Source organism: Enterococcus sp. DIV0358 (assembly GCF_051713465.1).
GTDB classification, from domain to species: Bacteria; Bacillota; Bacilli; order Lactobacillales; family Enterococcaceae; genus Enterococcus; species Enterococcus faecalis.
Genome location: NZ_JBIOPX010000001.1, coordinates 2,532,038 through 2,544,433, shown reverse-complemented (window position 1 = coordinate 2,544,433; position 12,396 = coordinate 2,532,038). Strand labels below are relative to the sequence as shown.

The 12,396-nt window shown below is 38.9% G+C and carries 11 protein-coding genes and 1 pseudogene; 8 read left to right on the top strand and 4 right to left on the bottom strand.

Annotated elements, in window-relative coordinates; genetic code table 11:
• The first annotated feature begins 98 nt into the window (after positions 1–98).
• Positions 99–2,612: pseudogene (locus IGK70_RS12310) on the top strand (WxL domain-containing protein).
• A gap of 55 nt (positions 2,613–2,667) precedes the next feature.
• Here IGK70_RS12310 and lepB read toward each other — a convergent pair.
• The 3 genes from lepB to rpsD all read right to left on the bottom strand — a co-directional run bounded on the left by lepB (position 2,668) and on the right by rpsD (position 4,585).
• Entirely contained in the window at positions 2,668–3,204 is a 537-nt protein-coding gene (lepB, locus tag IGK70_RS12305; protein ID WP_010783619.1) for a signal peptidase I, read from the bottom strand.
• 61 nt (positions 3,205–3,265) lie between these two features.
• Complete coding sequence (locus tag IGK70_RS12300; RefSeq protein ID WP_002354975.1) at positions 3,266–3,814, bottom strand: biotin transporter BioY; 549 nt, start codon at positions 3,812–3,814, stop codon at positions 3,266–3,268.
• Between the two features lie 159 nt (positions 3,815–3,973).
• Complete coding sequence (gene rpsD, locus IGK70_RS12295) at positions 3,974–4,585, bottom strand: 30S ribosomal protein S4 (protein WP_002365342.1); 612 nt, start codon at positions 4,583–4,585, stop codon at positions 3,974–3,976.
• Positions 4,586–4,909: 324 nt separating this feature from the next.
• On the opposite strand from rpsD, the gene IGK70_RS12290 reads away from it, so the two are divergent.
• The 3 genes from IGK70_RS12290 to IGK70_RS12280 all read left to right on the top strand — a co-directional run bounded on the left by IGK70_RS12290 (position 4,910) and on the right by IGK70_RS12280 (position 7,225).
• A complete protein-coding gene (locus IGK70_RS12290; RefSeq protein WP_002365340.1) occupies positions 4,910–5,713 on the top strand; it encodes a formate/nitrite transporter family protein in 804 nt (267 codons plus the stop codon).
• 72 nt (positions 5,714–5,785) lie between these two features.
• Positions 5,786–6,439, top strand: coding sequence for a DNA alkylation repair protein (locus IGK70_RS12285; RefSeq protein WP_002354978.1), 654 nt, complete (start codon positions 5,786–5,788; stop codon positions 6,437–6,439).
• A 9-nt stretch (positions 6,440–6,448) separates the two neighbouring features.
• Complete coding sequence (locus IGK70_RS12280) at positions 6,449–7,225, top strand: Cof-type HAD-IIB family hydrolase (RefSeq protein WP_010783618.1); 777 nt, start codon at positions 6,449–6,451, stop codon at positions 7,223–7,225.
• A 42-nt stretch (positions 7,226–7,267) separates the two neighbouring features.
• Here IGK70_RS12280 and def read toward each other — a convergent pair whose 3' ends face one another.
• A complete protein-coding gene (def, locus tag IGK70_RS12275) occupies positions 7,268–7,831 on the bottom strand; it encodes a peptide deformylase (protein ID WP_002381104.1) in 564 nt (187 codons plus the stop codon).
• Positions 7,832–8,110: 279 nt separating this feature from the next.
• Between def and rpsO the strand changes: the two genes are divergently transcribed.
• The 4 genes from rpsO (at position 8,111) to mreD (ending at position 12,229) form a co-directional block, all read left to right on the top strand.
• Positions 8,111–8,380, top strand: a complete 270-nt coding sequence (rpsO, locus tag IGK70_RS12270) for a 30S ribosomal protein S15 (RefSeq protein WP_002354983.1) — start codon at positions 8,111–8,113, stop codon at positions 8,378–8,380.
• 186 nt (positions 8,381–8,566) lie between these two features.
• Complete coding sequence (gene pnp / locus IGK70_RS12265) at positions 8,567–10,681, top strand: polyribonucleotide nucleotidyltransferase (protein WP_002367402.1); 2,115 nt, start codon at positions 8,567–8,569, stop codon at positions 10,679–10,681.
• 181 nt (positions 10,682–10,862) lie between these two features.
• Positions 10,863–11,723 carry a rod shape-determining protein MreC gene (gene mreC / locus IGK70_RS12260; RefSeq protein WP_002383273.1) on the top strand — a complete coding sequence of 287 codons (861 nt, stop codon included), beginning with the start codon at positions 10,863–10,865 and terminating at the stop codon, positions 11,721–11,723.
• Positions 11,720–12,229, top strand: coding sequence for a rod shape-determining protein MreD (mreD, locus tag IGK70_RS12255; RefSeq protein ID WP_002381106.1), 510 nt, complete (start codon positions 11,720–11,722; stop codon positions 12,227–12,229). Before mreC ends, mreD begins: the two co-directional genes overlap by 4 nt.
• Positions 12,230–12,396: the final 167 nt, after the last annotated feature.

Sequence of the window (12,396 nt, the reverse complement as noted above, 5' to 3'; positions counted from 1 at the left end):
CGAAAGCGGTAGAACAAACTGCGACTATTCCAGCTGTTACATATAGATTCGGCTTTATTAATGAAAAAGGAGCGATGATTGCACCATCTTCTTTTGTGATGCAAACTAATTTAACGACGGTCATGAATGCAACGTCGAAACAAGTCGGCACAGCTACTGGAGTAAATAATGGTAGTTTAAAACACTTGACAATACCAAGCCAAATGTTGACACATACAGCTGGGACTAACCCCGCCTTTTCAGGTGCAACAGATTTTCAACTAACAATTCCAAGATATTATAAGACGCCTACAGTAAAACCAGGAGCACACTATACAGGATCTAGTACGGCTTACCCAATAGCTACAACAAAAGTAAGATATATAAATAATACACATGAGGAACGTCTTGAAGTGAACGGGGAACAGTATCGCTTACATGCAACAACAACTGCCCATTCTTATGGAATGTATCAAAGTTATTGGGTGATAGATTCAACCAAAACAAGGCTGAACGGGGTTTTATCGCGTGCTATTACAGATAATGATGTAGGAAACAGCCAACCAAGCTATTACACCACAGACGATACGATGTATTATTTCTTAGAAAACCGCCGTATTACTGAGAATTTCGTCGATGCCACAGGTGCCAAAATTACACCACCAACTGGCTTCACACAAGGGAAACAAACAGTGATTGATAGTAGCCCGTACACCTTTAAACAAAGTGGCACTTTACCAGATACTTACACAAGTGGCGGTAAAACTTACAAGTTCAAAGGTTGGTACAAAGGCAAAACCAAACCAACAACCTTACAAACAACGAAAACACCAAGCTATGCAGTGACCTTTAATGATAATGATGATTTGAATGTGGTGTATGAGGTGGACACGACTAAAGACTACAATTTCCCAAGTAGAGCTGTAAGCTTCCAATTTGTCAATGAAGCCGGAGCAATTTTATTACCAACGCCTTTTACAATAACAACCGATTTACAACAAGAAATTAATTCCGCTTATACAAAGCTTGGATCAATTACTGGAACTAATTCAGGAAATACCAAACAGGTGACGATTCCTGCTAGAACGATTAGAGCAGATGTATCTTTAGGCGGTGTGAATAACTATGGAACGACTAATACGAGAATTACTATTCCAAAATTTTATGAAAATATCTCTGTCTACACGGGAAGTTCTTATACACAAGCTACGTTGAATCGTTATTCAACTGCAGATAATACATTAATCGGTAACCCAGCCAGTAATGCGCCATTGTATTACGGACTAAACAAAATGACAACAACACAATTTAAAATGGATGAATTTGATTCGACAACTACAATTCCAGAACAATCGAAGTATCTGTATAATTGATTGTATGTATCAGGAGCAACAAATCTATTTAATTCTTATTACACACCAGTAGGGACGATTTACTATCAGTTAACCAATCGCAAGGTTACCGAGAATTTCGTCGATGCCACGGGTGCTAAAATCACGCCGCCTGCTGATTTCACCCAAGGCAAACAAACCGTGATTGACAGTGATAACTTCACGTATACGAGCACCAAAGCCTTGCCAGCTAGCTACACAGCAGATGGTAAATCTTATCAGTTCAAAGGTTGGTACAAAGGTACTGATAAAACTGCGCTGAAAACGACGAAAACGCCAAGTTATGCCGTAACTTACGATGACAAAGATGACATGACGGCAGTCTATGAGGAAGTCCAAGCAACGGCAGAAATGACGGTCAATCGGTTACTAGAAGTTGTCCCCAATGAAGCTTCTATGATTTGGACAGTTAGACTAAAAAACACCAGTGAAGTTCCGTTGACCAATGTTAAACTAGCACCAACGGCCAAATGGGCGGCAGGTATTTCGGCGCCGACTCAATTAGCTGTTCGCATTGGTAGTACATCAAAAATTATCCCAGTGACGGCAGAACAATGGCGCACAGGAGTTAACTTGGGTGTGGAAATTCCGGTGAATGGTGAAGCTTTAGTGACAGTGAACACAGCGAAAATCACTGGAGAACCAAGGCAACTTTTAACCGCAGAAATGACAGCTAGCGGGAACTTTTCTGCAGTGACAGCTAGTAACTTTGTGCGTATTCAAGGCGAAGATCAAACGATTACGCCTGCGCCAGTAGAAGAAGGTTTCATTAGTACACCAACGTTTGATTTTGGGAAAATTACGATTAGCAGTAGTGCCAAACAGTACGGTCTGAAAAAAGCAGCCGATTATTATGGGAATGGTACGCGTAATCCATACTTGCGGATCAAGAAAAGCCAACCCAATTGGCAGTTGACAGCACAATTATCACAGCTCAAAGCATCTACCGATAGTTTGCCAACAAGTACGCGCTTATTATTAGGCAATGCGGATGTTGCAGCAATCGAAAACTATAATCAAGTCACAGAGTTAACGAATAAAGTGGGGGTTACGAAAGCCTTAACTTTGACGAGTGATGGCACCTCTACACCAGTAATTCTTAATAACCAATTTACAGGTAATGATGTCTACCAATTAGATTTTGATTTTGCTAGCGTGAAATTAGACGTCCCAGCCAATCAAGGGAAAATAAATGAGAAATATCAAGGGACGGTGACGTGGAACTTAGTCACTGGACCTTAAAAAAAATAATAAACCACCCTCAAAAAGTCTAACTTTTGAGGGTGGTTTATTATTTTTATGGAAAGCCAATTTTATCTAACGGATAATAACGAAAAGTCAAAACACCTTCCACGCTCGTTTGTTTAACAAAGCCAAAGTAACGACTGTCATCTGAGCGCGGGCGATTATCCCCCAAGACAAAATACATGCCTTCTGGAACGGTCAGGGATTGGGTGGCTTCTAAGGTCTCTAGCGTAAAATCTTGGGTATAATTTTCATTTTTAGAGACATTTCGTTTAGCACTTGCTAAGTAATCTTCACTGAGTGATACACCATTAATATAAAGGGTATCATCGCGATACTCGACTGTTTCGCCAGGTAAACCAATTAAACGTTTGGCTACTCGTTGGCCGTTGCGAGGGCTAGGAAAAGCGATAATATCAAAGCGTTGTGGCTTTTTAATCGAAGTCACCCATAAACGGTCGTTGTTATGAAGTGTTGGTTCCATTGAAGAGCCATTCACCGCAGCAGGGGAGAAAACATAGTGTCGAATCAGCAAGACAGCGCCGACTAACAAAACCAACTGAACCAATCGTTTTAATAATGAGGACATGGACTTCACTCCTTTGTCCTTTTAGTGTACTACAGACAAGGAAAAGAAAAAAGTTTTCCCCTTAAGAAAGGTGTGCTAAAAAACGTTTCATAAAGCGTTGGCGAATTAAAATACCAACATAAGCAGCTGCGACAGCCTTGATGATACCAGGAATAATAAACGGAGCAAACCCGCCAGCAAAAGCGTTTGGCCACGGCAGATTTGCGGAATATTTCAACCAAATCATACCGAAAACTAAGGTAACTAAGGCGCCGGCAATATTTGCGATAATGGCCCAAGTATAGTTAAAGGTTGTTTTTTCTAAAATGTAACCAGTTAATAAGCCGTTAAAGATAAAGCCGATTAAATAGCCGCCAGTGGGTCCAAAGAGTACACCGAACCCGCTGGACATCCCAGCGTAAACGGGTAAACCAATTAATCCTAATAAGAAGTAAATTAAAATAGCGTAGGTCCCCGTTCGCTTGCCCAAAACGGTAGCGGTTAAGCCGATGGCAAACGTTTGTCCAGTTAAGGGGACAATCCCCAATGGAATTGTAAATTGTGAAAGTACAGCAATAATCACAGCGAATTCTGCTGCTAAAATTAAAGAGCGTAACGATGCTTTATTCATAAGAAGCCTCACTTTCTATTGTTAACCAATTATTATTATTCGGTTAACAATAGTTTAGCGGAAGTAAACAATTTTGTAAAGAGGGCAAAGAAAAAAACCTTGCCAAGAAAGGCAAGGTTTTGAAAGAAGGTAAGAACCGTAGTTCGACCTTTTGAAATCTTAAAGTTTTTGGTTGTAGTATTCAACGACAAGTGCTTCGTCGATTTCTGGGTAAAGTTCATCACGTTCTGGTAAACGAGTGAAGCTACCTTCTAATTTTTCAGTGTCAAAGCTTACGAATGCTGGACGTCCAACAGTTGCTTCAACTGCTTCTTTAATTGTTGAGATGTTTTGAGATTTTTCACGAACACCGATCACTTGACCAACTTCAACGTGGTATGATGGAATATCAACACGTTTGCCGTCTACAGTGATGTGGCCATGGTTAACTAATTGACGTGCTTGACGACGAGTAGTTGCAAGACCTAAACGGTAAACAACGTTATCTAAGCGTTGTTCTAGTAAAACCATGAAGTTAACACCGTGTTTACCTTCTTTGATTTTGCTTGCTTTAATGAACAACGTACGGAATTGACGTTCGTTCATGCCATACATATGACGTAATTTTTGTTTTTCAGTTAATTGCATTCCGTATTCAGAAACTTTACCACGGCTGTTAGGTCCGTGTTGTCCTGGTTTGTAAGGGCGACGAGCTAGTTCTTTACCAGTACCTGATAAAGAGATACCTAGACGACGAGATACTTTCCATGATGGTCCAGTATAACGAGACATTAAAAATTCCTCCAATAAATAAATGTTTTTTTGGAGTAAAATAATTAGATGAAAAATTCATATTCGTTCAGTTCATTCTTCAACCTTCGCCTTTGCAGCCGCGGTTACGCAGTTGAACCAAGTTTGGCAATGAACTGTTGACGAGTTATTATTCTTCTGCTGCAATTATTTTACACAAAATCTAGTATACTTAATAGGATAGGAAACGTCAAGGTTTTAAAGTGAAATCTGAAAAAAAAGGTAGACAAAAACACTTTTCCTCATTAGAATAAGAGGAGATGTTTTGAAAATATAAGTTGAAAACGGAATGAAAGGGAGTTTACAATGAAGTCTGGTTCACCATTGTTTGAACAAATTGATAAATCCATCGACAAGAAAGTGAATTTATTCTCAAACAGCTTTTCCCGCTACGCTGTTCGTGCAATGCTTGCTTGTCTATTTTTAACGTTGGGAACAGCCGTTGCTTTTGCAATCGCAATTAAAGGAGAAGGAATTTCTCATGGTTTAGGGAAAATGCTTTACGCCTTCATGTTCAGTTGGTCACTTGTGATGATTTTATATATGAATGCCGAACTTGGTACCTCGAATATGTTGTACATGACTGTTGGCGTCTATCGTAAAAAAGTCAACTTTTCCTTAGCTGCAAAAATTTTATTTACCTGTATCTTATTCAATTTAATTGGTGGTGTCTTATTTGGTTTCTTGGTATCACTTACGGTGCCGTTCCAAGATTTACCAAAAGATAGTTTCTTCTTTACGTCGATTGCTGGAAAATTAGAAAAAACCACCCTGCAAATTTTAGTTGAAGCTATGTTCGCCAATATTGTGGTTAATACAGCCGTATTAGTGAGTATGCGAATGAAAGATGACGCCGGCAAAGTCGCGGCCATTATTTTCATTATCTTTATCTTTGCGTTCCTTGGTTTTGAACACGTGATTGCCAACTTCCCAGCCTTCAGTTTAGCTTACTTTGCTTCGAACGGCGCAATTGAAGCTTTCACAGCTGGTAATGTTGTTCATAATCTGTTCTGGGCCTTTATCGGTAACTTTATCGGTGGTGGCTTAATTATGGGTCTCGGCTATGCCTGGTTAGATAAAGACAACAAAAACTTAACGTATTTTGATTAATTGATCAACCAACTATACTAAAACATGGTACACTGTTTTAGTATAGTTTTTTTTATTATAAGGAGCGAAGGAATGGACACACTTCAATTTCAGAAGAACCCAGAAACAGCAGCAAAAATGTCTGCTTATATGAAACACCAATTTGTTTTTGCAGGCATCCCCGCCCCAGAACGTCAAGCGTTAAGTAAACAACTTTTAAAAGAAAGTCATACGTGGCCAAAGGAAAAATTATGCCAAGAGATTGAGGCTTACTATCAAAAAACAGAACGAGAATATCAGTATGTCGCTATTGATTTAGCTCTTCAAAATGTTCGGAGATTTTCATTAGAAGAGGTCGTAGCGTTTAAAGCCTATGTTCCACAAAAAGCGTGGTGGGATAGTGTGGATGCTTGGCGAAAATTTTTTGGGTCGTGGGTGGCGTTGCATCTGACTGAATTGCCAACGATTTTTGCCCTTTTTTATGGCGCTGAAAATTTCTGGAATCGGCGTGTTGCGCTGAATTTACAGTTGATGTTGAAAGAAAAGACCAATCAGGACCTGTTGAAAAAGGCGATTATTTATGATAGAACTACAGAGGAGTTCTTCATTCAAAAAGCGATTGGCTGGTCATTACGCCAATATAGTAAAACGAATCCGCAATGGGTCGAGGAATTGATGAAAGAATTAGTGTTGAGTCCTTTAGCACAACGAGAAGGCAGTAAATATTTAGCGAAAGCGAGCGAATAAGGAGAAATGATGGAAAGAAAACTTTTTGCATTTGATATTGATGGGACGTTGTTAAATTCGGAGAAGAAAGCATTGGATAGCACGAGAGAAGCGCTAGCAAAATTGCGGGAGCAAGGACACTTAGTTACGCTGGCAACTGGCAGAAGTCGTTATATGGCGCAAGAGGTGATTTGGGATTTAGATTTTACCAATTACGTATTATGTAATGGCGCCGCGGCTTTTGTGGATCATGAGCAATATTATCAAAATTTATTGCATGCTGAAGCGTTGGAACGTTTGGCACAAGACAGTGATCAACGCGGCTTAGGATTTGCTTGTGTGGGCTTAGATGATATTAAGAAGAGCAACCAACACCGTGCTGAAAAAATGGAAATTGCGATGAACTCTTTTCATTTTCATTCACCTGCTTATGATGAACACTTTTACCGTCAAAATGATATTTACCAAGCGTTGGCTTTTTATGACGCAGAAGATCAGTGTACGTTTGAAGAAGAATACCCAGAATTTCGCTTTATTCGCTGGCACCAACATAGCGTAGATGTTGTGCCTAAAGATGGCTCAAAATCAGCTACGTTAACGTATTTAGCCAAACGTGTGGGCATTGATGCAAAAAATATCATTGCCTTTGGGGACGGCGAAAATGACCGAGAAATGCTAAGCCATGCAGGGATTGGCGTCGCAATGGGCAACGCGAGTCCTTCCATTCAAGAAGTGGCCACAATGGTCACAGATACCAATGATAATGATGGCATTTGGAAAGCCTTAAAAAAAATGAAGGCCATTTAAAAAAACTGCACCGTTTGTCTGAAAACAAACGGCGCAGTTTTTTTATTCGATGACTAAAACGCCCTCTTTTAAAGCAAATGGATTTTCTTTGTTAATATGATCGTAGAACATGATGCCATTAATATGATCAATTTCATGTTGAACCACAATCGCTTCGTAGTTTTTTAAACGAACTTTGTGTTTTTCGCCAGCCATGTCAAAATAACTGACGGTAATTTTGTTATGACGAACGACATACCCAGGCACATCCCGATCGACAGATAAACAGCCTTCCCCTTCACCTAAACATACATCTTGCACAGAATGGCTCAAAATTTTAGGGTTGTACATTACCGTACTTAATGAAGGCTTTTCGTTTTCTGGGTCGTTACTAGGAACATGGACAGCAATAATTCGTTTAGAAATATCTAATTGTGGTGCAGCTAAACCAACGCCACCACGTAATTGTAATTCTTCGGCTTTGACTGGATCTTGACTATTTTTTAAGAAAGTCAACATGTCCTCACCTAATTGTCGGTCTTCCTCAGTGATAGGGACAGGCACTTCTTCTGCCACAGCACGAAGTGTGGGATTCCCTTCACGAATAATATCTTTCATTGTAATCATTCAATGGTTCCTCCTTTGAAACATAAAAAAATTCTTCTTTTATTTATTCATGCGCTGAAATAATCAGTTGTTTACCACCATTTAGTGTATCACAAAATCACCAAAAAAGGGGCTAGATTGTTTAAAAAAACTGTCGAATAATAGAGATTAAGCTTGCATTTTAGCGGTGTTTCCTGTAAAGTAAGCTTGTGTGGAAACACACCATCTATCACTTGGTTTAGCGAGTCACCAACGCTTCACTCAGTGATCAGACGAATAATAGAGAAAGAGGTGGAACAAATGGCAATTTCACAAGAAAGAAAAAACGAAATCATTAAAGAATACGCACGTCATGAAGGAGATACTGGTTCTCCAGAAGTACAAATTGCTGTCTTAACTGAAGACATTAACCAATTGAACGAACATGCGCGTACACACAAAAAAGATCACCATTCTTACCGTGGTTTAATGAAAAAAATCGGTCACCGTCGTAACTTGTTAGCTTACTTACGTAAAACTGACATCCAACGTTACCGCGAATTGATCCAACGTTTAGGATTACGTCGTTAATCATTACGTATAAAGCGAGGTTCAATCAGAATCTCGCTTTTTATCTTATTGTCACTATTGAAGGTCCTCTTTGGAAAGTTTTTAGGAACTACTAACCAAATGAAAGAGCAACAACGACTTGTTACTTTTTCATTTGTTTAGTAGCCGTCTGACTTTTCCAAAGAGCAAGAGTAAAGGAGAAGAATTATGACAGAAAAACAAGTCTTTAAAACAACTTGGGGCGGCCGCCCACTAGAAGTAGAAATCGGCCAATTAGCCAAACAAGCCAATGGAGCTGTCTTAGTACGTTACGGCGATACGGTCGTTTTAAGTGCTGCTGTTGCCTCTAAAGAAGCAAAAGATGTAGACTTTTTCCCATTAACTGTAAACTATGAAGAAAAAATGTATGCGGTAGGAAAAATTCCTGGTGGCTTCATTAAACGTGAAGGTCGTCCAAGTGAACGTGCGACATTAACCGCTCGTTTAATCGACCGTCCTATTCGTCCAATGTTCTCAGAAGGCTTCCGTAACGAAGTCCAAATCACAAACATCGTTATGAGTGTGGATCAAGATTGTACACCAGAAATGGCTGCAATGTTTGGGTCTTCCTTAGCGTTAGCAATTTCAGATATTCCGTTTGATGGACCAATTGCTGGTGTTGACGTTGGTCGTATTAATGGCGAATATGTTTTAAACCCAACGGTAGAACAAGCGGAACAAACAGATATTGAATTAACTGTTGCTGGAACAAAAGAAGCCATCAACATGGTTGAAAGTGGTGCTAAAGAAGTATCAGAAGAAGATATGTTAGGTGCCTTACTTTTCGGTTTTGATGCCATTAAAGAACTAGTGGCGTTCCAAGAAGAAATCGTTGCCGCTGTAGGTAAACCAAAAATGGACGTGGACTTATTACAAGTGGACGCTGATCTTAAAAAAGAAATTTTTGATGCGTACTACAATACAATGAAAACAGCCGTAATGACGGAAGAAAAATTAGCACGTGAAGTTGAAATTGACAAAGTAAAAGATACAGTCAAAGAAGTTTACGCTGAAAAATTTGCGGAACACGAAGAAGAAGCGCAACTACTAAAAGAAGTGAAACAAATTGCGGAAGATCTTGAAAAAGATGTCGTACGTGAGTTAATCACGATTGATAAGATTCGCCCGGATGGCCGTAAATTAGACGAAATTCGTCATTTATCATCAGAAGTAAGTATTTTACCACGTGTGCATGGTTCTGGCTTATTTACTCGGGGTCAAACACAAGCTTTATCCGTTTGTACATTAGCGCCTTTAGGGGAACATCAAATTATCGATGGATTGGGTGTCCAAGATAGCAAACGTTTCATCCATCATTATAACTTCCCGCAATTCTCTGTTGGTTCAACAGGACGCGCGGGCTCACCAGGTCGTCGTGAAATCGGTCACGGTGCGTTAGGTGAACGTGCCTTAGCACAAATTATTCCATCAGAAGAAGACTTCCCTTACACAATCCGCTTAGTAGCAGAAGTGTTAGAATCAAATGGTTCTTCTTCACAAGCAAGTATTTGCGCGGGAACATTAGCATTAATGGATGCGGGTGTGCCAATTAAAGCGCCAGTTGCAGGTATTGCAATGGGTCTTGTTAGTGATGGCGAAAACTATACAATCTTAACAGATATTCAAGGTTTAGAAGACCACCTTGGCGATATGGACTTTAAAGTAGCAGGAACGAAAGACGGAATCACTGCTTTACAAATGGACATCAAAATCCAAGGAATTACAGAACAAATTTTAACGGAAGCATTAGACCAAGCGAAGAAAGCACGGATGGAAATTCTAGAAGAATTAACAACAACGATTGCTGCTCCTCGTGAAGAATTAAGTCAATATGCACCGAAAATTGAAATGATTCAAATTAAACCAGCGAAAATTAAAGATGTCATTGGTAAAGGTGGCGAAACAATCAACAGCATCATTGATGAAACTGGTGTTAAGATTGATATCGATCAAGACGGTAACGTAAGTATTGCTTCATCAGATGCTGAAATGATTAAAAAAGCCATCAAGATTATTGAAGAATTAACCAAAGAAGTTGAAGTCGGTCAAGTTTACTTAGCAAAAGTTGTCCGCATTGAAAAATTTGGTGCGTTTGTTAACCTAATTAAAGGCAAAGATGGCTTGATTCATATTTCTCAATTAGCAAACGAACGTGTGAACAACGTTGAAGATGTCGTGAAATTAGGCGACGAAGTCCTTGTCAAAGTAACTGAAATTGACAAACAAGGCCGTGTCAACGTGTCAAGAAAAGCATTATTAAACGAAGAAAACAAAGAAAAATAATTTCTTTTTAAACCAACGAAAACCAAGGAAGTTTCCTTTCTTTTCGTTGGTTTTTTCGTTGAAAATAAGCCCTAAAAAAGAAATGATAAAAAAAGCTAAAGACGATCGCCAACTCTTTTGTTTATAGTCAATTAGTGGTAAAATTAATACTATCAGTCTGAAGAATATCTGGGGTGTCTTTGTGAAAAAATTTAATCCAAATAAAAATATAATCATTACCTTAATTTTAGTCATTATTTTAGTAACCATTATTAGTTTAACTGCTGCGCAACGTTCTGAAAAAGGCAAAACCAATGTCGTTCAAGGTGGCGTCAATAATAGCGTTAGTATGGTGGATCGTGTGATTTCTTTTCCAGCTCGTGTGGTGGAAAACGGCTTGTCTTCAATGGGCAATTTAATTAACACGTTTAAAGAAAATGAACGTCTAAAAGAAAAAATTGATAGCTATAATGAATTAGCTGTCCAAAACAATAACTATAAACGCGAAATTGATAGTTTAAAACAAGAATTGAATCTGAACGAAACGTTAGCTAACTATGAAAAAGTAACTGCGAATGTCATTACGCGTTCGCCGGATACTTGGCAAGACTTATTAATTATCGATAAAGGAACCAATGACGGCATTGAAGCGGGCATGGCGGTCATGGCGCAAAAAGGGTTAGTGGGGCGTGTTATTGAAGTCAATGCAACGACTGCAAAAGTGGAACTACTAACGTCTAAAAATGTTAACTCGAACCATTTCCCTGTGCGAGTAACTTCCGCAAATGGCGAATCGTTTGGTTTACTTAAAAATTACGACAATAAGACAAATGCATTAATTGTGTCACAATTAACTGGCGATGCCACTCTGAAAGAAGGCGATGTCGTTCAGACTTCTGGCTTAGGGGGTAATTCACCAGCCGATTTAGCGGTAGGAACAGTTATTAAAGTGAAACCAGATAGTTTTGGTTTAGATCGTGAAGTCTATGTGAAACCTTATGCGGATGTCTATGGTATCTCCGTTGTGACGGTCGTGAAAAGATCGGCAGGGGAAAGCGAATGATTCGGAAAGAGTATTTAAAATACATCACACCTATTCTCTTGTTTTTCTTAATGTTAATTGATGCTCATTTAACAAAGTCTTTTGAAACGTGGACAAGTAATGTTTACTTCGCCAGTTCTCATCTGCTGTTACTTGCGTTTATGTTCGTCGTTCCTAATTTTTCTAAACGTTATTTATTAATTACTTCGTTAATTTTAGGCTTTATTTGCGATAGCTACTACATTGGCATTATCGGGATTTATACAGTCGCACTGACGATTTCGGTTATGTTGATGTATACATTTAAAGAAGTAATTCAAACAAATTTACTAACTGGTTTTTTTGGGATCGTTATTTTTACCACGTTGTATGAACTGATTGCGGTACTGATTCAAGTGGCCTTTCATTTAGCGGATGTCAGCCCGATTTTATTTATTACGCGTGTGTTGGGCCCTACATTGCTATTGAACATGGTGTGGTATGTTATTTTATCTTATCCGCTGAAAAAACTGTTTTCCGTAAAATAAAAATTGAAAATTTTGTTCGTTTGCGAAAAATGCTCATTTGTTAGCATTTTTCGCTTTTTTTATTTTCTTTAAATAACAAAACAATGAGAAGATTACCCTGGAGCCTTGAAGAAAGTTGTGAAAAAAGTGAAGCTTTTTTTTGTCATTTACAAGAAGAAAATTGAAAT